This window comes from Alkalimonas delamerensis (genome assembly GCF_030717955.1).
Classification (GTDB): Bacteria; Pseudomonadota; Gammaproteobacteria; order Enterobacterales; family Alteromonadaceae; genus Alkalimonas; species Alkalimonas delamerensis.
In genome coordinates, this window is the sequence record NZ_JAUZVY010000007.1 from 110,830 (window position 1) to 131,386 (window position 20,557).

At 55.8% G+C, this 20,557-nt stretch carries 22 protein-coding genes; 18 read left to right on the top strand and 4 right to left on the bottom strand.

Translation table 11 applies throughout. The features are described 5' to 3' along the window. Window positions 1-70: 70 nt before the first annotated feature. Window positions 71-349, top strand: coding sequence for an excinuclease ATPase subunit (locus Q3O59_RS14980; protein ID WP_305946353.1), 279 nt, complete (start codon window positions 71-73; stop codon window positions 347-349). A gap of 4 nt (window positions 350-353) precedes the next feature. Next, the gene (locus Q3O59_RS14985; protein WP_305946354.1) at window positions 354-1,190 is read left to right on the top strand and encodes a putative metalloprotease CJM1_0395 family protein; all 837 of its coding nucleotides are present in this window, start codon (window positions 354-356) and stop codon (window positions 1,188-1,190) included. Window positions 1,191-1,206: 16 nt separating this feature from the next. Here Q3O59_RS14985 and Q3O59_RS14990 read toward each other — a convergent pair whose 3' ends face one another. Together Q3O59_RS14990 and greB are read right to left on the bottom strand one after the other, a co-directional pair. Next, entirely contained in the window at window positions 1,207-3,522 is a 2,316-nt protein-coding gene (locus Q3O59_RS14990; RefSeq protein ID WP_305946355.1) for a Tex family protein, read from the bottom strand. Between the two features lie 101 nt (window positions 3,523-3,623). After that, window positions 3,624-4,115 (bottom strand): transcription elongation factor GreB, encoded by a 492-nt coding sequence (gene greB, locus Q3O59_RS14995; protein ID WP_305946356.1) that lies wholly within the window; start codon window positions 4,113-4,115, stop codon window positions 3,624-3,626. A gap of 178 nt (window positions 4,116-4,293) precedes the next feature. On the opposite strand from greB, the gene Q3O59_RS15000 reads away from it, so the two are divergent. The 3 genes from Q3O59_RS15000 to envZ all read left to right on the top strand — a co-directional run bounded on the left by Q3O59_RS15000 (window position 4,294) and on the right by envZ (window position 6,657). Further along, on the top strand, window positions 4,294-4,515 hold the full coding sequence (locus Q3O59_RS15000) for a hypothetical protein (protein WP_228590024.1): 222 nt from the start codon (window positions 4,294-4,296) through the stop codon (window positions 4,513-4,515). Between the two features lie 100 nt (window positions 4,516-4,615). Then, on the top strand, window positions 4,616-5,341 hold the full coding sequence (gene ompR, locus Q3O59_RS15005) for an osmolarity response regulator transcription factor OmpR (RefSeq protein WP_305946357.1): 726 nt from the start codon (window positions 4,616-4,618) through the stop codon (window positions 5,339-5,341). Beyond that, window positions 5,338-6,657, top strand: a complete 1,320-nt coding sequence (envZ, locus tag Q3O59_RS15010) for a two-component system sensor histidine kinase EnvZ (RefSeq protein WP_305946358.1) — start codon at window positions 5,338-5,340, stop codon at window positions 6,655-6,657. Before ompR ends, envZ begins: the two co-directional genes overlap by 4 nt. Before the next feature lie 8 nt (window positions 6,658-6,665). On the opposite strand, the gene hslO is transcribed toward envZ, so the two are convergent. Next, on the bottom strand, window positions 6,666-7,529 hold the full coding sequence (gene hslO / locus Q3O59_RS15015; RefSeq protein ID WP_305946359.1) for an Hsp33 family molecular chaperone HslO: 864 nt from the start codon (window positions 7,527-7,529) through the stop codon (window positions 6,666-6,668). A gap of 8 nt (window positions 7,530-7,537) precedes the next feature. Next, the gene (gene hslR / locus Q3O59_RS15020; protein ID WP_305946360.1) at window positions 7,538-7,945 is read right to left on the bottom strand and encodes a ribosome-associated heat shock protein Hsp15; all 408 of its coding nucleotides are present in this window, start codon (window positions 7,943-7,945) and stop codon (window positions 7,538-7,540) included. A gap of 149 nt (window positions 7,946-8,094) precedes the next feature. Between hslR and gspC the strand changes: the two genes are divergently transcribed. The 13 genes from gspC to Q3O59_RS15085 all read left to right on the top strand — a co-directional run bounded on the left by gspC (window position 8,095) and on the right by Q3O59_RS15085 (window position 20,553). Further along, window positions 8,095-9,012 carry a type II secretion system protein GspC gene (gspC, locus tag Q3O59_RS15025; protein WP_305946361.1) on the top strand — a complete coding sequence of 306 codons (918 nt, stop codon included), beginning with the start codon at window positions 8,095-8,097 and terminating at the stop codon, window positions 9,010-9,012. A gap of 29 nt (window positions 9,013-9,041) precedes the next feature. Further along, on the top strand, window positions 9,042-11,120 hold the full coding sequence (gene gspD, locus Q3O59_RS15030) for a type II secretion system secretin GspD (protein WP_305946362.1): 2,079 nt from the start codon (window positions 9,042-9,044) through the stop codon (window positions 11,118-11,120). Beyond that, entirely contained in the window at window positions 11,120-12,649 is a 1,530-nt protein-coding gene (gspE, locus tag Q3O59_RS15035; RefSeq protein WP_228590038.1) for a type II secretion system ATPase GspE, read from the top strand. The genes gspD and gspE overlap by 1 nt, the downstream gene beginning before the upstream one ends. Next, complete coding sequence (gene gspF, locus Q3O59_RS15040; protein ID WP_228590040.1) at window positions 12,649-13,869, top strand: type II secretion system inner membrane protein GspF; 1,221 nt, start codon at window positions 12,649-12,651, stop codon at window positions 13,867-13,869. The genes gspE and gspF overlap by 1 nt, the downstream gene beginning before the upstream one ends. Window position 13,870: 1 nt before the next feature. Continuing rightward, window positions 13,871-14,290, top strand: a complete 420-nt coding sequence (gspG, locus tag Q3O59_RS15045; RefSeq protein ID WP_228590042.1) for a type II secretion system major pseudopilin GspG — start codon at window positions 13,871-13,873, stop codon at window positions 14,288-14,290. Between the two features lie 14 nt (window positions 14,291-14,304). Beyond that, window positions 14,305-14,895, top strand: a complete 591-nt coding sequence (gene gspH, locus Q3O59_RS15050; protein ID WP_305946363.1) for a type II secretion system minor pseudopilin GspH — start codon at window positions 14,305-14,307, stop codon at window positions 14,893-14,895. Then, on the top strand, window positions 14,892-15,263 hold the full coding sequence (gspI, locus tag Q3O59_RS15055; protein WP_305946364.1) for a type II secretion system minor pseudopilin GspI: 372 nt from the start codon (window positions 14,892-14,894) through the stop codon (window positions 15,261-15,263). Before gspH ends, gspI begins: the two co-directional genes overlap by 4 nt. Further along, window positions 15,253-15,906: a type II secretion system minor pseudopilin GspJ gene (gene gspJ / locus Q3O59_RS15060; protein ID WP_305946365.1), complete on the top strand. Its 654-nt coding sequence runs from the start codon at window positions 15,253-15,255 to the stop codon at window positions 15,904-15,906. Before gspI ends, gspJ begins: the two co-directional genes overlap by 11 nt. Beyond that, window positions 15,903-16,895 carry a type II secretion system minor pseudopilin GspK gene (gspK, locus tag Q3O59_RS15065; protein WP_305946366.1) on the top strand — a complete coding sequence of 331 codons (993 nt, stop codon included), beginning with the start codon at window positions 15,903-15,905 and terminating at the stop codon, window positions 16,893-16,895. Before gspJ ends, gspK begins: the two co-directional genes overlap by 4 nt. Further along, complete coding sequence (gene gspL, locus Q3O59_RS15070) at window positions 16,892-18,082, top strand: type II secretion system protein GspL (RefSeq protein WP_305946367.1); 1,191 nt, start codon at window positions 16,892-16,894, stop codon at window positions 18,080-18,082. Before gspK ends, gspL begins: the two co-directional genes overlap by 4 nt. 10 nt (window positions 18,083-18,092) lie before the next feature. Further along, a complete protein-coding gene (locus Q3O59_RS15075; protein WP_305946368.1) occupies window positions 18,093-18,575 on the top strand; it encodes a type II secretion system protein M in 483 nt (160 codons plus the stop codon). Between the two features lie 3 nt (window positions 18,576-18,578). Then, window positions 18,579-19,322 carry a type II secretion system protein N gene (locus Q3O59_RS15080; protein ID WP_305946369.1) on the top strand — a complete coding sequence of 248 codons (744 nt, stop codon included), beginning with the start codon at window positions 18,579-18,581 and terminating at the stop codon, window positions 19,320-19,322. Window positions 19,323-19,422: 100 nt separating this feature from the next. Continuing rightward, window positions 19,423-20,553 (top strand): pyridoxal-phosphate-dependent aminotransferase family protein, encoded by a 1,131-nt coding sequence (locus tag Q3O59_RS15085; protein ID WP_305946370.1) that lies wholly within the window; start codon window positions 19,423-19,425, stop codon window positions 20,551-20,553. Window positions 20,554-20,557: the final 4 nt, after the last annotated feature.

The window sequence follows — 20,557 nt, forward strand, 5'->3', positions numbered from 1 at the left end:
GCTTAAACGCTTTATTTTTTACCCAAAATGGTTAATAATTAACCAGTGAAGTAAGTGGAATGAGGGGCCTATGAACATTCAGTCGGCTTTTGCGTCCGGCCTGCAAGGTCTGCAATCGGCCAGTGATGGCATGCGGCAGAGTACTCAGAACATCAACCAGCAAAGCCGCCCGCTGGACGCGGTTCAGCCGGATGACAATGCGGCTGTGTCTGTACCAACAGCCACCGGCCCCAGCCTGGAAGCCAGTTTGGTGGATCTCACCGTGCAGCAGCGACTGGCGGAAGCCAATGTCCGCTCCATCGAAACCGCCAGCAGTGTGCTGGGCACCTTGATTGATACCAAGGCCTGATGCCATGTTGATTACGTCGCATTACCCCAACGTCAGCCTGAATACCGCCAACCCGGCGACGGAGATGGCGCGGCGTGATGGTGAGCGCCGTGATCTGTTTCAGCCGGTACAAGAAGCGGCCAAAAGCGCGGCGGAAAAACCGGTTGCCACCGATGACAAAGCCAAACAGCAGCAACCAGTTCCAGTCAGCAATGCGCAGCGCAGTGAACAAACCGCGACAGAAACCAATGCCGCGGCCCGTGGCCGGGAGCAAGACGCAGAGCGGGATCCAGAAAGTCGTTCTGAGGATGAGCAACAACGCCAGCAGGAGCGTGCCGAGCAGCAGGAGTTACGTGAGCTGCAGGCGCGGGATCGTGAAGTCCGTGCTCACGAACAAGCGCATGCGGCGGTGGGTGGTCAATACGCCAGTGCACCAAGCTACACCTACGAACGCGGCCCGGACGGCAATCAGTATGCCGTTGGTGGTGAAGTACAAATCGATATTTCTGAGATCCCCGGCGACCCACAGGCAACGGTGCAAAAAATGCAGCAAGTCCGCGCCGCTGCTTTGGCGCCTGCTGAACCCTCAGCCGCTGATCGGCGTATTGCTGCAGACGCTAGTCGTCGCATGCTGGCAGCCAGAGCCGAGATGGCTAAAGAAGCCATTAGTCGTAGCAACGAGCCGTCAGCGCCGCGTCGGGCGATGGCCGATACGGCTGCTGAAGATCAAATCCGTGTGCCTGCAGCCAATACGGGTACAGTGTCTGACACCGAAACACTGCAGCGACGTAGCCAGGTAATTAACGGCTATTACCAGCGTGCCACCCAACCCAGTCAAAGCAGCCTGCGCCAACTGGCCTGACGCAGCTTCTCAACAGCTATTTCTTTAACTTCGCCAACGCATCGGCAAAGGCATTGCCCATAGCGGCATTGGCCGGGGCGGCAGCTTTGGCTGGCTTGGCCGCTCGGGGCTGCTGGCTTTTTCCTTTGCCGGTCGGGCTCTTTGATGCTGCTGCCTGGCCAGGCTGTTCGTCCATCCGCATGGTGAGCGCGATGCGTTTGCGCTCTTTATCCACATCTAGTACCTTCACTTTGACGATGTCACCGGCTTTTACCACTTTGTGTGGGTCGCTGACAAAGGTGTCGGACAAGGAGGAAATATGCACCAGACCATCCTGATGCACGCCAACATCGACAAAGGCACCAAAATTGGTGACGTTGGTGACCACACCCTCCAGCAGCATGGCGGGCTTTAAGTCGTCGATGGTCGTGACGCCTTCTTTGAAGCTGGCCATTTTAAACTCCGGCCGAGGATCCCGGCCTGGTTTCTCCAGTTCATTTAAAATATCGCTGATGGTTGGAATACCGAAGTGGGCATCGGCAAAGTCTTCGGCTTTCAGCTTGCTGATAAAATCGCGGTTTCCCGGAATGTCCTGCAGCGATTTTTGGTGCTGGGCCAGAATTTTTTCCACCACCGGGTAGGACTCCGGGTGCACGCCTGAGGCATCCAGTGGATTGTCACCGCCGCTGATGCGCATAAAGCCGGCGGCTTGCTCAAAGGCTTTGGGACCAAGCCGGCTAACCTTTAACAGCTGTTTGCGGTTTTGGAAGCGGCCATGCTGCTCCCGGTGCAGCACGATATTTTGCGCCAGAGTTTTGTTGAGGCCGGCGACCCGGCTCAGCAGGGGTACTGACGCGGTATTTAAATCCACGCCAACGGCGTTCACACAATCTTCAACCACCGCTTCCAGCGATTTAGTGAGCAGACTTTGGTTGACATCGTGCTGGTACTGGCCGACACCGATGGCTTTGGGCTCAATTTTTACCAGCTCGGCCAACGGGTCTTGCAGCCGGCGGCCAATCGACACGGCACCGCGGTACGAGACATCCAAATCCGGAAACTCTTGAGCCGCAAACTCCGAGGCGGAATAGACCGAAGCGCCGGCTTCCGACACCATGATTTTGGTCAGTTTTAACTCGGGGTGCTTTTTCATCAGCTCGGCCACCAGCTGATCGGTTTCACGCGAAGCGGTGCCATTGCCAATCGCCACCAGCTCGGGCTTGAATTGCTGACACAGGTTTTGCAGGGTGCGCAGCGACTTGTCCCAGTGGTTTTGTGGCGCGTGTGGGAAGATGGTCTGGCTGCTCAGCAGCTTGCCGGTTTCATCCAGCATCACTACTTTCACCCCGGTGCGTAGGCCCGGGTCCAGTGCCATGGTCGGACGCAGGCCAGCGGGAGCTGCCATCAGCAAATCTTTCATATTGCGGGCAAAGACTTTGATGGCCTCTTCTTCGGCACGCTCACGCAACTCGCTTAGCAAGTCATTTTCCAAATGCAGGTGCAGCTTTACTTTCCAGGTCCATTGCGCCACGGTCTGCAAAAAAGCATCGGCTGCCCGGCCTTCATTGCTGAGGTTAAAATGGCTGGCGACCAGGGCGATGCAACGCTGGTGCGCTTCGGTTTCATCGCTGTCCGGCAGCAGTTGCAATTGCAAAAAGCCTTCGTTGCGGCCGCGAAACATGGCCAGCGCCCGGTGCGATGGCAGTTGGCGCCACAACTCGCTGTGCTCAAAGTAATCGCGGAACTTGGCGCCTTCCTTTTCTTTACCGGCAACCACACTGCTTTTCAAGACGCCATGCTGACTGAGTTGTTGGCGCAAACGGGCCAGCAAATTGGCGTCTTCGGCAAAGCGTTCCATCAGAATGTACTTGACGCCATCCAGCACGGCTTTGTTGTCGCCATAGCCGGCTTCAGGGTTCAGGTAGCCGGTCGCTTGCTGCTCCGGGTCCAGCTCTGGCTGGGCAAGAATGGCATTGGCCAAAGGCTCAAGACCAGCTTCAATCGCCATCTGGCCTTTGGTGCGGCGTTTGGGTTTGTAGGGCAGGTACAAATCTTCCAATCGGGTTTTGTTGTCGGCGGCCAGAATTTGCTGCTGCAGCTCGCTGCTGAGCTTTCCCTGGTCGTCGATGGTTTTTAAAATCAACTGACGCCGGTCTTCCAGTTCCCGCAAATACGACAGGCGTTGCTCCAGGGTCCGCAGCTGGGTATCGTCCAGACCCCCGGTGACCTCTTTGCGGTAACGGGCGATAAACGGGACTGTTGCACCGTCATCCAGCAGCTGAATGGTGGCCAGCACTTGCTCTGGGCGGGCGGAGATTTCGGTGGCAATCTGGTGTTCAAGCTTGATGGTCATGCATGCTTCCTATGGCCGGCTTTCAGACGCTAAGCTGGCGATCACAAAATAATTGGGACGAATTGTCCCTGTTCTTCCAATAAAAATCCAATGGCAATTGCCTAGTCAGAGCTAGGGTCCGGTTGTTGGTAGCTTATTTGATTGATAAACCAGCTTTTCCGGCCATCGGGTGTATTGACCTGGACTTCATCGTCCACTTGTTTGCCCAATAAGGCTCTGGCCATGGGCGCATCGATGGAGATGTAGTCATGACGGCCATAAATTTCATCCGGGCCGACAATCCGAAACGAGCGCAGCTCGCCCTGATCGTTTTCCACCTCGACCCAGGCACCGAAAAAGACTTTGCCTTCTTGCTCGGGGGCATAGTCGACCGGACGCAGTACTTCCAGTCGTTTGCGCAAAAAGCGAACCCGACGATCGATTTCGCGCAGCTGCTTTTTGTTGTACTGGTAATCGGCATTTTCACTGCGGTCGCCCAGACTGGCAGCCCAGCTGACTTTTTGCGTCACTTCCGGTCGCTTGACCCGCCATAAATGTTCCAACTCTTGTTGCAGTTTCAGGTAGCCCTGGCGGCTGATTAAGTTCGTTCTCATGGCTGATCTGTCCATGACGGTCCTTCAGATAACACAGTGATATGGGGGCAGCTGCGTCTATTTAAAGTCACTTATCGCAACCGAGGCACCTTTCAACACAATGATGCGGTCATGGCATTTGCTGGTTAAAAAATAGACTATACTTAGATGGAGGTTTTTGCCTTGCAGGAGGTGTAGAGTGAACAAGCTTGGCTTAATTGCAATTCCGGCTCTGGTGATGCTGTCTGCATGCAGCAGTCAACCGCCAGGCGATTACGTCTGGATTAAAGATTATGAGCAGATTCAGCGAATTGAGGCTGCAAACCGTAACAGTGCCATGAGCAATAAAATCCAATGGGTGAATCCACCGATGAAGCGGATATCGCGCGCGGAGTTCGAGCAAATGCGGCAGCAAGAATGACGCTTGGATAAACTTTGTAACACTGTTTTCAAACCCGGAGTGCATCTCCGGGTTTGTTTTGGTTTATAGTGGCATAAAAAGAGTGTTGGGATGGCTGATTATGACCACGGAAACCACCAAAATTCTGGTTGTTGATGATGATGTACGCTTGCGCGCTTTGCTGGAACGCTATTTGGTTGAGCAAGGTTTTATGGTTCGGGCGGTGGCCGACTTTGAGCAAATGCAACGTTTGATGGAGCGTGAGCATTTCCATCTGATGGTGTTGGATTTGATGCTGCCAGGTGAAGATGGTTTGAGCATCTGCCGCAAGTTGCGCCAGCAAGAAAATCAAATTCCTATCATTATGTTGACGGCGAAAGGCGATGAAGTGGATCGCATCATTGGGCTTGAAATGGGGGCCGACGACTACCTGCCTAAACCCTTTAATCCGCGTGAGTTGTTAGCCCGTATTCGCGCTGTGCTCCGGCGTAAAAGCAAAGAATTACCCGGTGCACCGGCGCAGGAAGAAACCATTGTCACCTTTGGGCCTTTTCATTTTAATCTGGCCACCCGTGAAATGCGCAAAGGGGAGGAGGTATTGCCCTTGACCAGCGGTGAGTTTGCGGTACTGAAAGTGCTGGTCAGTCATCCGCGTGAGCCGTTATCCCGGGATAAGCTGATGAATCAAGCCCGTGGTAGGGATTACTCTGCGATGGAGCGCAGCATCGATGTACAGGTCTCCCGTCTGCGCCGGATGCTGGAGGATGATCCGGCTCACCCACGCTACATTCAAACGGTGTGGGGCTTAGGTTATGTCTTTGTGCCGGACGGTGCGGTTCGTTCATGAGACTGTTGCCGCGCAGTGCCTTTGGTCAGACGGTGTTGTTGCTGGGCTCTTTGCTGTTGATCAACCAGCTGGTGTCCTATGTCACTGTAGCCTTTCATGTGATCAAACCGACCGCGCAGCAAATCAACCACCTGATTGCCAAGCAAATCAAAGTGGTTTTTATTGATCACGATCAGGACCAGCCGTTGCTGACAGAGGCCATGGCGCAGCGCTTTCAGGATGCGACCGACATTGAAGTTTACCCCGAAGCCCTGGCGCTGCAGCATGGCTTGCAGCAGGCGCGTTTCTATCAGTTTATGTCGAGCGCCATGTCGGAGGAGCTGGGTGGGCCGGCGGAAGTGCGCATCGAACAGGGCCAACAGCTGGCATTCTGGATTCGGGCACCGCAAGCACCGGATTTTTGGATCCGGGTGCCGTTAGCAGGGCTGGATGAAAGCAGTTTTTCCTTATTGACCTTTTATTTATTGATGATAGGGGTGCTCAGCGTCGCTGGTGGCTGGTGGTTTGCCCGCACTTTGAACCGGCCATTAAAAAGTCTGCAGCAAGCGGCCTTAAAAGTTGGCCGCGGCGAAATCCCGGAGCCACTGGCTGAAAAAGGCTCCAGCGAAATTCGCTCCGTGACCCGGGCCTTTAATCAGATGGCCACCGGCATCAAGCACCTGGAGCAAGACCGGGCCTTGTTGATGGCTGGGGTATCGCATGATTTGCGTACACCTTTGACCCGAATCCGATTGGCCAGTGAGATGTTGCCAGAACAAGATGCCTGGATCCGGGATGGCATCATCAACGACATCGACGACATGAATGCCATCATCGATCAGTTTATGGATTTTATCCGCCACCACAAAGATGAGCCTTTGCAAGCGGTTTGCCTCAATGATCTGATTGAAGAACTGCTGGAATCTGAACACCTGCAACAGCGACAGCTGCTGCATGAGCTTGCCGCCGACTTGCCGAAGGTGCCTTTACGCCGCATTGCGATGAAGCGGGTGCTCAATAACCTGCTGGAAAATGCGCTACGTTACAGCTCGGGCGATATTGAAATCAGCACCGGCTTTGAGCGGGGCCGACGCATGGTTTACCTGCAAGTGCGGGATCATGGGCCGGGGATTCCGGAAGCGAAAATGCAAAGCATGTTCGAGCCCTTCACCCAGGGCGATAGTGCCCGGGGCTCGGGTGGTTCCGGCCTAGGGCTGGCCATCATCAAGAAAATTATCGATATGCATCATGGCCAGATCACCCTGCACAATCACGCCCACGGTGGCCTGGTAGCTCGGGTCTATCTGCCACTGAAAGCCAAAACGCCAAAAGCATAGTGCTGCGATCAATCCTGCGACTGTTGCAGTGATTGCAGCAAAGCGCCAAGGTCTGCGCTATCAAAGTGGTAATTGGTTTGACAGTATTCACAGCGAATATCCAGCTTGCCCTCGCTCTGGTGTTCTGCAATGGCCGCGGCCCCCAGGTTCAGAATGGCCGACTCGCATTTTTGTCGGGAACAGCCGCATTCAAAGCGCACCGGCTGCAGTGGGAAGGCTTCCACCTGTTCTTGATGGAACAGTCGGTGCACCACTTCTGCGGCAGGTAGCTCAAGCAGCTCTTTGGCCGTGATGGTATCGGCCAGTATCACCAGCTCATCGAAATCCTGCCGTGATTTTTGCTGTTCCACCGGCAACACCTGCAGCAACATACCGGCGGCTTTGGCTTGCTCGGACTGAACATCGCTAAACAGGTAGACCCGGGTCGGCAGCTGCTCGGATTGAGCAAAGTAGGCTTCCAGGGTTTCTTTTAAGCTGTCGCCTGTGAGCGGAATAATGCCCTGATAACGTTCACCCTGCTGTGGTGTAATGGTGACCAGCATATAGCCGTCACCGACCAGGGCTTTTAAGCCCTCTCCCCGGACTTCAGACTGCAGCCTAACCACACCGCGAAATACCTGCTGATCGCTGCCATTGACTGTGGCATAACGGATGGGGCCATCGCCTTGCAGTTGAACAGAAATCTCCCCTTCAAACTTCAGTGTGGCTGTCAGCAGACTGGTGGCGGCAACCAGTTCCGCCAGCAATTGTTTTACCGGGTAGGGGTAATCGTGGTTCTGCAGCATCTGTTGCAAACTGCTGGCCAGATCGACGATTTCACCGCGCACATTACGCTGCTGAAATAAAAAGCGAAATAAAGTATCGGAACTCATAGCGTCTCTCATTGCTGGGATTTGATCAGCAGCAGTTGCCGCCGCATCTTTTTATCGGGTTTGGTTTCCGGGTGAGGCGCAAACAAGGAATTGGTTTTGCGCAACTCGGCGCGCTCTTGCCGCAAAGCCAGGCTTTGCTCGGTTTCCTGATACAGGGCCTGAGCCAGCGGTGCCGACAGGCGTTTTTCGGCCAGAGCCAGCACCTGGACTGTTTTTTCATCGAACCCTTGTGCCAATTTGATGGTGGCACCGACCTCAACCAGCTTACTGGCTTTGCAGCGCTGACCGTTGTAGTGAACTTTACCGCCATCGATCATGCTTTTGGCCAGGGTGCGTGTTTTGTAAAAACGACAGGCCCAGAGCCATTTATCCAGTCGGACAGAGGGCGTTGTTTGACTTTGGCTGCTGTTCATCATAATCCTCTGGTTGTTGCTCAACTTCTGTTATACAGTAGGTCAGAATCAACCGGGTTGCGGTTAACGGGGTGTGAAAGTTTTTCGCGCCCCTTGTTGTCTGTACGACAACTCAGTAAGATGAGCTGTCTCCTATTATAAGAATTTGACCGATGAATTGGCAGTCCCTTTCGTTACAATTGAATCAATTTGCCCGGCATTTGCCGCAAAAGCAGCTCAGCCGGGTGCTGGCTGCCTTGTTGATTCTGCTGTTGGGGTACCTGTTGGCCCGTCTTAGCTGGCTATTGTTGCCACAGCCTGAAACCGATCCCTGGCAAGCGACAGCTGCTGTTCAGACTGGCAGCAGTCGCAGCAGTACCGACTTGCAACGTTTATTGAGCTTTTCTTTATTTGGCAAAGTTGATGCAGTGCCCGAGCGTCGACCTGAACCGGTGGTGACTGAGGCGCCCAAAACCCGCCTCAACGTCAAATTGACCGGCCTGGTGGCTGGCAGTACACCGGATAGTGGCAGTGCGGTGATTGAAAGCCGTGGCACTGAACTGGCTTACCGGGTGGGTGACGACATTGAAGGCACCAATGCCAGCCTGCATCAGGTGTTTCCAGATCGGGTGCTGCTGCAGGTCGCCGGTCGTTTCGAAACTCTGATGCTTGATGGGGTGGAGTTTACCCGCATTGCGGAAGCCAATGTCGGCTTAGGACGTCAAGATGAAGAGCCGATGATGCAAAGCCCACTGGCGGAAGCGCCTGAGCTGGAGCAAGCGGAGCTGGCGGCACAGCGGGAAGCCATTCTGGCGGAGCCGACGCGCTTCTTCGATTTTATTCGGGTGACGCCTCATCAGCCAGATGGTCAACTGCGAGGCTTTCGGTTAATGCCGGGCCGGGATCCTGGTTTATTTCAGCGGCTCGGCTTTCGACCCAATGATCTGGCGGTCGAGATCAACGGTATTCCGTTGACTGACCTGCAACAAGCCAATCAGGTTTTAGGGCAACTACGTGAAGCAACAGATGCTTCGGTGCGCATAGAACGGGATGGGGAGCTGATCGACATTCAGTTCAACCTGTCCCAATAATAACGATTCAGCAGATGGTGATAGTCAAGATGCAGTCAGGGTCTCTTTTCGCGCGGTTTGGCCGCAAAGTTGCCGTATTTGGTTTGGCAGCAGCACTCAGCTTTTCCGTGCACAGCAACGACGAGGTGTTGTTCTCGCCCAATTTTCGTGGCACCGACATCAATGAGTTTATCAACATAGTTGGCATGAACTTAGAGCGCACCATTATCGTGGAGCCGCAGGTTCGGGGCCGGGTCAATGTGCGCAGTCATGAAATGCTCAGCGCCGAGCAGTACTACCAATTCTTTTTGAATGTGCTGGAAGTCTACGGCTTTGCTGTGGTGGAAATGGAAAGCGGCATTTTAAAAGTAGTACGGGCCAAGGACGCTAAAACCTCCAACATTCCGGTGGTCGGTGATGACAACCCCGGCGTCGGCGATGAAATGGTGACCCGGGTGGTGCAGGTACGCAATGTCTCGGTGCGTGAATTGGCGCCCTTGTTGCGTCAGTTCAGCAATCAGGCTGGCAGTGGCCATGTGGTGAACTACGATCCATCCAATGTCATTATGATGACCGGTCCGGCAGCCGTGGTAAATCGATTGGTAGAGATTATCCAACGGGTTGACCGTGCCGGCGATCAGGAAGTGGAAATCATCCGGCTTAATTATGGCTCGGCCACCGAAATGGTGCGGGTGCTGGAAAGCATCTACCGCTCACAAGGTCGGGGCGAGCAGCCGGACTTTCTGATACCCCGTATCGTGGCGGACGATCGCACCAACAGTGTGGTGGTTAGTGGTGAGCCGCAGGCGCGGCAGCGGGTGGTTGATTTAGTGCGCAGGTTGGATGCCGAGCTTGAGACCAGCGGCAACACCCGGGTGTTTTACTTGAAATACGCCAAAGCTGAAGAGTTGGTGCCGGTGCTGAAAAGTGTTGGCGAAAGCATTGTCAGTGAAGCCAGTGGCTCGCAACAACAGCAAGGCCAGCCGCGGCGAAGCCCCCAGGGCCGGGGTGTCAGTATTGAATCCCATGCCGACAGCAATGCGCTCATCATTACTGCGCAACCGGATCTGTTGCGTTCGCTGGAAGAGGTGATCCGTCAGCTGGATATCCGCCGTGCTCAGGTGTTGGTCGAAGCCATTATTGTCGAGGTGTTCGATGGCAGTGGCACCGATCTGGGCGTACAGTGGATCAACGAACATGGTGGTGGCACCAATTTCCGCTCCGGCAATGTGGTGCCGATAGTGGATGTCGCCGCCGGTGCGGCCGTTGCCTCGCAAATTACCCGGGGCACCACCACCCGAACCCGTGATCCGAACACCGGTGAAATCATTGAGACACAAACGCCTGACTCCAACCGGGACTATTCGGTGCTGGCTCAATCGCTGCAGGGACTCAATGGCGCCATGCTGGGCATTTACCAGGGCAACTGGGCAGCCTTGCTGCAAGCGGTTCGGACCAGCACCAGTTCCAATATTCTGGCCACGCCGCACATCACCACCATGGACAACCAGGAAGCCTTTTTTCTGGTGGGGCAGGAAGTACCGGTGATTACCGGCTCGACCGTTGGCTCCAACAACACCAACCCCTTCCAGCAGGTCAACCGACAGGAAGTGGGCATCAAGCTGAAAGTGACGCCGCAAATCAATGAAGGGGACGCGGTGCAGCTGATGATTGAACAGGAAGTCTCCAGCATTGGTGGCGCCACGGCGGTGGATATCACCATCAACAAACGGGAAATCCGTACCTCGGTGATGGCCGACGATGGCGCCGTGGTGGTGCTGGGTGGTCTGATTGATGAGGACGTGCAGGAAAGTGTCTCCAAGGTGCCGCTGCTTGGCGATATTCCGGTGTTGGGGCATTTGTTCAAGTCCACCAGCGTCAGCAAACGCAAGCGCAACCTGATGGTCTTTATCCGGGCTTCCATTGTGCGGGATGGCGCTACCATGTCGGACATCAGTCAGCGCAAATACAATTACATTCGGGCCGAGCAGTTAATCCGCGATGAGCGGGGGATCCCACTGATGCCCCGGACGCCGCAAACCGTGCTGCCCGATTGGGACGATAGCCTGATTCTGCCGCCCAGCTTTAACGAGTACCTGCAGCAGCAACAAAAAGGGAAGCGTGACTGATGAGCGAGTTGTTGTCAGAATCGATCGACAACCCGCAGGACGAGGTGCAGCCGGTCAGTACCCGCATCCGGTTGCCATTCTCCTTTGCCAAACGGCATGCGGTCTTGTTGCAGCAATTGCCCGAAGGCTTTTTGTTGTCGGTGCAACCGGCTACCCGCCCAGAAGCCGTGCAGGAAGTGCGGCGCATGCTGGGCGAGCCCTTTCGTATTCAGAAGCTCTCTGGCGAGGCCTTTGAAAACTTGTTGGAGGCCAGTTATCAGCGCGATTCATCCGAAGCGCAGCAGATCATGCAGGACATTGGCAACGAGGTGAATCTGGCTTCGTTGGCAGAGGATATTCCGGAAACCGAAGATCTGCTGGATAACGAAGACGATGCGCCCATCATTAAGCTGATCAATGCCATGTTGGGCGAAGCCATCAAGCTGGGCGCGTCCGATATTCATGTCGAAACCTTCGAAAAAGCCTTGGTGGTGCGTTTTCGGGTCGATGGCATTTTGCGCGAGGTGCTGCGGCCAAACCGCAAGCTCTCCAGTTTGCTGGTATCGCGGATCAAGGTCATGGCCAAACTGGACATCGCGGAAAAACGGGTGCCGCAAGATGGCCGTATCAGCCTGAAAATTGCTGGTCGGGCAGTCGATGTGCGGGTATCGACCATGCCATCCAGCTATGGCGAGCGGGTGGTACTGCGTCTGCTTGACAAAAATACCTCCCATCTGAATCTGGCCGATCTGGGCATGACACCGGCGATTCAGCAGCAATTTTCCCAATTGATTTTAAAGCCGCACGGCATCTTGCTGGTTACCGGGCCAACCGGTTCGGGTAAAAGTACCACTTTGTACGCCGGTTTAACCGAGATCAACACCAAAGACCGCAACATTCTGACGGTGGAAGATCCGATTGAATACGAACTGGAAGGCATCGGCCAGACTCAGGTCAACCCCAAGGTCAATATGACCTTCGCCCGCGGCTTGCGTGCCATTTTGCGGCAAGACCCGGATGTGGTGATGGTCGGTGAAATTCGCGATCTCGAAACCGCGCAAATCGCGGTGCAGGCCAGTTTAACCGGCCATTTGGTGATGTCGACCCTGCATACCAATACTGCAGCGGGCGCCATCACCCGGCTGGAAGACATGGGCATTGAGCCTTTCTTGTTGTCGTCCAGTTTGCTTGGGGTGTTGGCACAGCGCCTGGTGCGAACCTTGTGCCCACACTGCAAAGAGGCTCATCAGCCGGACAAGGAAGAGCGCAAACTGCTCGGTGTGCAAAAGAAAGACGAGGCCATTATTTACCGGGCTACTGGCTGCGAGCACTGCAACTTTACCGGCTACCGCGGCCGGACCGGCATTCATGAACTGCTGGTGATAGACGATCACAGTCGGGAAATGATCCACAACAGAGCGGGTGAACAGAGCATTGAAAAGTACATCCGGCCAAACTGTCCCAGCATTCGCCGGGATGGCTTCGACAAAGTGCTGGCAGGCTTAACCACGCTGGAAGAAGTGCTGCGGGTGACCCGTGAGGATATCTAGTGGCAGCTTTTAGTTATCAGGCCCTCGACAGTCGCGGTAAAAAGAGCAAAGGGGTGCTGGAAGCCGACAATGCGCGCCAGGCCAGACAACTGCTGCGCGAACGCAAACTGACGCCGCTCAGTGTGGACTTGGCTGCCAATCAGGAAAAAACCTCGGCCAGTCGCCGCAGCTTTTTCAAGCGCTCGATTCCTACCGCCGATTTAGCCTTGATCACCCGTCAGCTGGCAACCCTGGTTGCAGCGGCATTGCCGATTGAAAATGCCTTGCTGGCCGTGGCCGAGCAATGCGAAAAGCCGCGGTTGAAAAACATGCTGATGGGGGTGCGCTCCAAGGTGGTCGAAGGCTACAGTCTGGCCGAAGGTCTGGCTGAATTTCCGCATGTGTTTGATCATCTGTACCGCTCCATGGTGGCCGCCGGTGAAAAATCGGGCCATTTGGACCAGGTACTCAACCGGCTGGCGGATTACACCGAGCAGCGGCAGCATATGCGCAATCAAATTCTGATGGCGTCGATTTACCCTGTGGTGATGGTGATCGTGGCCCTGGCGGTGATTGCCATTTTACTGGCGGCCGTGGTACCGCAAATCACCGAGCAGTTCGAGTACATGGGGCAGCAGTTGCCAGCCTTAACCCGTTTTATGATCAGTGCCAGCGATTGGGTGCGTGATTACGGAATTTGGGCCTTACTCGGGATATTATTGCTGGCGGTGCTGGTCGAACGATTATTGCGCCGGCCAGACATGCGTTTTCGCTACGATCGCTTTTTACTGCACAGTGCTGTGCTCGGCAAAGTGATCCGCAGCATCAATACCGCCCGTTTTGCCCGGACCTTAAGTATTTTAAATGCCAGTTCCGTGCCCTTGCTTGAAGCCATGCGCATCAGTGGCGATGTGCTTGGCAACAGCTACATGAAACAGGCGGTGGCGGATGCAACTTTGCGGGTGCGGGAAGGCAGTTCGCTGCGTAATGCACTGGAGCAAACCAAGTTGTTTCCGCCGATGATGCTGCACATGATCGCCAGCGGCGAGAAAAGCGGTCAGTTGGACAGCATGCTGATCCGCACGGCGGATACGCTGGATCGGGAATTTGAAATGACCATGACGGTCACACTGGAAATTTTTAAACCTGTGGTGGTGATCACCCTGGCGATTCTGGTGTTTTTGATTGTCTTGGCCATTTTGCTGCCAATTTTAGAACTTAATCATATGGTAGGTGGGTAACATGAACAAACAACGTGGCTTTAGCTTATTGGAACTGATGGTGGTGATTGTCATTTTGGGCATCATCGCCAGTTTGGTGGTGCCCAATGTGATGGGTAACAAAGAAGAGGCCGATCGGCAAAAAGCGGTGGTCGATATTCAGCAGCTGGAAAACGCATTGGATATGTACCGGCTTCGTAATGGTTTTTACCCGACCACAGAGCAAGGTTTGCGTGCTTTGGTCGAACCCGCCACTATGGAACCGGTGCCGCGTTCCTTCCCGGAAGGTGGCTTTATCCGTCGCTTGCCGCGCGATCCCTGGGGGCAAGACTATCAACTGGTTAGCCCGGGACAGTATGGACGAATTGATGTCTTTAGCATGGGGCCGGATGGCATTCCAGGCACCGATGACGACATCGGCAACTGGGACATCGACAACTAAAGGCATTGGCTCCGATGCATGCATCCCGGCGATCCGAGGCAGGCTTTACCCTGCTGGAAATCATGCTAGTGATGGCACTGCTTGCGGTGGTGGTGGCCGTTGTGCTGGTGAATTACTCCGGCGATAGCCGGGATGATAAGCTGAAACAAGAAGCCTACCGTTTTCAGCAACTGTTTCATTACGCTGCCGAAACCGCCTTGATGCGTCAACAAGAGTGGGGCGTGTTGGTAAAGCCCGATGGTTACAAGTTTTTGGTTTATCTGCCGGACAAAGATCTGTGGCAGCCGGTGGAAACGCCGGCGTCTTTGGCCTGGCATCAACTGCCTGAGCAGCAGCAACTGCAACTGGAATTGGAAGGTTTGCCCTGGCAGCAAGACAGCTTGCTCGGGGCTTTGAATGCCCAGCGGGAGCGGTTGGAACATCTGCAGACAGATGACGAAGAAGAAGCGGTATTGCCGCATATTTTTATCCTGTCCTCCGGTGAAATTACCCCTTTTGAGTTGCTGTTTCAGGATGAAAGTCAGCGTCCTTTTTGGTACCTGCAGCTGCGGGGGGAGTTTAGCATTCCGCTGCTGCGGACAGAGCTGCTGGACAGGGCACCATGATGCGCCGGGGTTTTAGCCTGATCGAGGTGCTGTTTGCCTTGGCGATTTTTGCCACTGCTGGCTTGGCGGTGATGCGTACCGTGACCGAACACATCCGCGCTGTGGCCTGGCTGGAAGACATGACCTTTGCCAGCTATGTGGCCGCCAACCAACTGGTGTTGTTGCAGTTGGAAACCAGCTGGCCGCCGTCTGAACAAAGCCGTGGTGAAGTCGAGATGGCCAACCGGACCTGGCTCTGGCAGCAGCAGGTGAGCCAGGTGGCCGATGATGATCTGCGTCAGGTCGTTGTTAAAGTCAGTCTGACCGAGCAGCCTGAGGATGTGGTTTATCAGCTGACCACCTTTATTGGGCGGCCCCATGCGAATTAACCAGATAGCAGCAAGGGGGCGGGCCCGAAGCTTCGGCTTTACCTTTATCGAAATGCTGTTGGCGATGGCTATTTTTGCGATGGTGGGCATGGCGTCATTTGCAGTCCTCAATAGCGTCACTGAAGGCGACCGTTTATCGCAACAGGCGGCCGATCGTTTGCAAAAGGTGCAGTTTGCTTTGCTACTGCTGGAGCGAGACCTGATGCAGATCAGCAGCCGGCATATCCGGGTGCAGGGCGAAGCGCCTCGCAAAGAGCGTTTGCTGGGTGGGCGCTTTTTGCTGGAAAGCGATGGTGATGCGCTCGCCTTTACTCAGCATGGTTGGCGCAATCCCGGTATGATCCTGCCGCGCAGTGAGTTGCAGGCAGTCGGTTACCGGCTGCAGGAGGAACAACTGCAGCGGCTGTATACCCTGTATCCAGACGCCGTCACTGGGACCGAGCCCAGAGTGCAAACGCTGCTGGAGGATATCACCGAGCTGGAGTTTCACTTTCTGGTCGGCGAGCGCTGGGAAGAGCGTTGGGCCGATGCTTTGTGGCCAGCTGCGGTGCGGGTGCGGCTGGAGCACAGCGAACTGGGTGTGATTGAGCGGGTGTTCCTGCTGCCCGATGCCAATGTGCAGCCAACGGAGACCAGCCGATGATGCGGTGGCAACGCCAGCAGGGTGTGGCCCTGGTGATGGTGCTGATGATTGTCGCCATCGTGGTGGTGATCGCTGTGTCGATGAGTGGTCGCTTGCAGCTTACCTTGCAACGCCAGCAGAACCTGCAACAACAGCAGCAAGCGCTCTGGTATGGGCTGGGCGCGGAAGCTTTTGCCCGCCAGGTGCTGCGTCGCTCCTTGCAAGGGCAGGAGACCAGCCATCTTGGCCAGGATTGGGCCCAGCAAGGGGCTCAGTTTCCGGTAGATGATGGAACCATCAGTGGCGTGATCAGCGATTTGCGTAGCTGTTTTAATTTAAATGCCTTGTATCTGGCACCGCCGCCTGCTGGTCAGGCTCAGCCAGAAGCCAGTCTGGAGCAGCGCAGCTTTCAGCGTTTGCTGGAGTTGGTGGCCACCGAGCTGTCGATGCCTGCTGAGTTTTTAATGGCGCGCATCGCCGACTGGCTGGATGAAGACAGTTTGCTTCGTACCGCCGGCAGTGCCGAAGATGACGATTATGCAGCCTTGCCCTATCCGTATTATGCTGCCAATACCCTGATGGGGTCGGTCACCGAGTTGCGGGCTATTTACGAGGTGACGCCGGATGATTACCAGCTGTTGCAGCCTTATGTTTGCGTGATACCCGACGATCAGCAGTTGCGCATTAACGCCAACACCTTAACGGAAGAAACCGCGGTCTTGCTCAGTGCCATCGTGGCAGAACTGGATGTATCGGCTGCGATGGAAGTGATTGCCAGCAGGCCGGACAATGGCTTTAGCAGCACGGACGAGTTTTGGGGCACAGGTCCGCTCGCCGGTATTGAAGTGGAGGCAGCCGTGAAAGAGCTGATCACGGTTCAATCCGAGTATTATCAACTGACCGCCCGCATTGGCTATCAGGAAAGCGGCTTGCGGTTGGAGTCCATTCTGAGGGTGCAGGATGGCGAACGGGTCACCGTGGTGGCCAGACGAATTGGAGGAGCAGGATGAGTGAACAATTGCTGATCCGTTTGGGCAGCAGGGCCGATCAGGCCATCAGCTGGCTGGTGTGGTCGTCGCAGACGCAGGAAGTGATTGCCTCGGGCGATTTGCCTACGGCGGCGGCCTTAACAGAGCTGGCCGAACGGCTGGGACCAAGGCCGGTGACGGCGTTGGTGCCGGCTGCCGATGTGGTGCTAAAAGAGGTCCCGTTGCCGGCCAAACCAAACCGGCAACTGCTGCAGGCTTTGCCCTACTTGCTGGAAGACGATGTCACCGAGGACATCGAGCAGCTATGGCTGGCGCTGGGTCAGGTGCGAAAAGAGCAAGAGCAGTATCTGCAGCAAGTGGCTTTGTGTAAAAAAGCGCAGCTGGAACAGTGGCTCAGCTGGCTGACCGAAGCCGGTTTCCAGCCGCGTCAGTTGGTGCCGGATGCCTTGCTGTTGCCGGCAGATGCTTTGCCTGCCACCATCGAGCTCAACGGCAGCTGGTTGCTGCGTCAGAGCGACTGGCAGGCCACCAGTGTCGAGCAAGCCTGGTGGCCGGACTATCTGGAACTGGCGGCCCTGCCTGAACTGACCAGTTTCAGCCCTTGGCCAGACGGCATTGCGCAACCCCATCAGCTGGCCGAGCCTGAGTTGCCGCTGGCACTGTTGGCGCGGCAAGCGCAGCAGCCTGGCATCAACCTGTTGCAAGGGGACTATGCGCCCAAGCGGGCAGTGAACAAAAGCTGGCAGTTGTGGCAACCAGCGGCGGTGGTGGCCTGCCTCTGCCTGACCGGCTATCTGACATTAACCGCGGTGGAGGGCTGGCGCTATGGTCAACAAGCCAGAGCCTTGCATCAGCAGGCGGTACAAACCTATCAGACGGCTTTTCCCGGCGAGTCGGTGGTGAATCTGCGTGCTTTGGTGCAGCGCAAGCTGCAGCAGGCCGGTTTATCGCAGCAAGAACAGCACTTTTTGGGCTTGCTGCTGGATTTGCAAAACAACCTGGCAACGGTCACCGATATGGAGCTGGACAATCTGCGCTTTGATGCCCGGCGCACGGAGCTGCGTTTTCAGGCCAAAGCGGAAGGCTTTCAGAGCTTCGAACGGTTGAAAAATCAGCTTGAGCAAGCGGGCTATCTGGTTGATCAAGGCGCTCTTAGCAACGATGGCAGCAAAGTGCAGGGCACCGTCAGTATGAGAAAAGCAGCATGAGGAAGCCAGCATGAAACAGCAACTGCAACAACAAGTTCAGCAGTGGTGGGGCGGCCTGCAGCCACGTGAGCAGTCCCTGGTACTGCTGTGCGCCATTGCCATTGGGGTTTTCCTGTTTTACTACCTGATCTGGCAGCCGGTGCATCAAAGCAAGGCCCGCAATCAGCAGGCATTGATGCAGGCGGAGCAGCAACTGGACTGGTTGCACTCGGTCCTGCCACAATTGCAACAGGCCGGTACCGGCGTTGAGCGCAGCTCCGGCAGCTTGTCGCAGGTGCTGACCACCAGCGCCCGTCAGCATGGCATTCGGGTTAGCCGGATGCAGCCGCAAAATCAACAGATGCAACTGGTGCTGGACGATGTCGCCTTTGAGAGCCTGGTGCGTTGGTTGCACGCCTTGCACTACCAGCACGGTTTGCAACTGGTCAATCTGGATGTCAGCGCCGCCAGCCAGCCGGGTGTGGTGCAGGTCCGACGAATTTTGGTTGAATAACGCATGTCGATAAAAAAACTTTGTGCGCTTGGGTTTGCCAGTTATCTGCTTTGTTTGCTGGTGTTAACGCCAGCCAGCTGGTGGCTGAAGCTGGCCCCGCTTCCGCCCGAGCTGCGGTTAGGCCAGGTGCAGGGTACTTTATGGCAAGGCCAGGTGCAGGCCTTGTCCTATCAGCAGCTGGAGCTGCGACAGCTGCGCTGGCAGTTGAGCCCCTGGCGCTTGTTCACGGGGCAGCTGGTGGTGCAGCTGCAGGCCGGTGATCTGGCCGAGCAAGAGTTGGCTTACCTCAATGGTCAGCTGCGCTATGGGTTGGGTGGGGTGCAGCTCAGAGACAGCTTGCTGCGTTATCCGGTTGCCCAGATAGCGCCGATGCTGCAACTGCCACTGCCAGTTGGTGCCGATGGCACCCTGATGCTGGACATTGATGCTTACCAGCAGGGGGCTCCCTGGTGCAAAACACTGCAGGGACAGGCCAGCTGGCAACAGGCACGGTTGCAACCACCGACCGGCTGGATTGATTTGCAGCATATTTTTGCCAGCCTGGCCTGCGATAACGGCGAGCTGGTGTTGATCACCGATGGTCAGAACCCACTGGGGCTGGATGTCACCGCCCGGCTGCAGGCCGCAGGTCGTTTCTCGGTGGAGGGCACCTTAAAGCCCGATGCGTCGATGCCGGAAGAAGTACACCAGGCGATGCAATTTGTTGGCGCGCCCGATGCCGAAGGCCGCTTTCGGATCCGGTTTTAGTATTTCAGCAATGAATGCCCGCTATTAAGCGCAATCAGCAGCGAAATGATGCGGGCTTTGCTAGGCTAGGGGTTTTCCGCTTTTGTTGCAGGAGACCCTGATGATCCCAGCCCCAGAATTTGCTTCTTTTACCCCGCCGCGCCGTATCCTGATGGGGCCGGGCCCATCCGATGTCTATCCCGAGGTGTTGGCTGCCCAGGCCAGGCCAACGGTCGGCCATTTGGATCCGCTCTTTATTGGCATGATGGATGAGCTGCGCAGCCTGCTGCAGTATGCCTTTCAAACCGAAAACCCGATGACGCTGGCCGTCTCCGCGCCAGGTTCGGCCGGCATGGAAACCTGTTTCGTCAATTTGCTGGAGCCGGGCGATACCGTGCTGGTGTGCCGTAACGGTGTGTTCGGTGAGCGCATGCGGCAAAATGTCGAGCGCTGCGGTGCCACCGCCATTGTGCTGGACTTTCCCTGGGGCGAGCCGGTCGACCCGGCGAAGGTCGAAGCCGCGCTGCAACAGCACCCAGAGGTGCACTTTCTGGCCTTTGTCCACGCCGAAACCTCCACTGGTGCGCTGTCGGATGCGCAGGCGCTTTGTGCTCTGGCGCAGCGCTTTGATTGCTTGTCCATTGTCGATGCGGTGACCTCTTTGGGTGGGGTGGAACTTCGGGTTGACGCCTGGGGCATCGATGCGATTTATTCCGGCAGCCAGAAGTGCTTGTCCTGTGTACCGGGCTTATCGCCAATCTCTTTCTCACCTCGGGCGGTGGCGCGGATGCAAAACCGCACACGGCCAGTGCAAAGCTGGTTTTTGGATCAAAGTCTGGTGATGGGTTACTGGAGCGGCAGTGCCAAACGCAGTTACCACCATACCGCCCCGGTCAATGCGCTCTATGCTTTGCACGAAAGCTTGCGCCTGCTAGCCAGCGAAGGGTTGGAGCAAGCCTGGCAGCGCCATGCAGCCTTGCATCAAGAACTCAAAGCTGGTCTGGAAGTCTTGGGTCTTAGCTTTGTGGTCGATGAAGCCCACCGTTTACCACAACTGAACACGGTCTGGATCCCGGCCGGTGTCAATGACGCTGAAGTGCGCAGCCGCTTGTTGCAGGATTACAATCTGGAAATTGGTGCAGGCCTGGGTGATTTAGCGGGCAAAGCCTGGCGCATTGGTTTGATGGGCTATGGTGCCCGGCGGGAGAATATCGCGCTTTGTTTAAAAGCCTTGGCGGATGTGCTGAGGTAGTTTT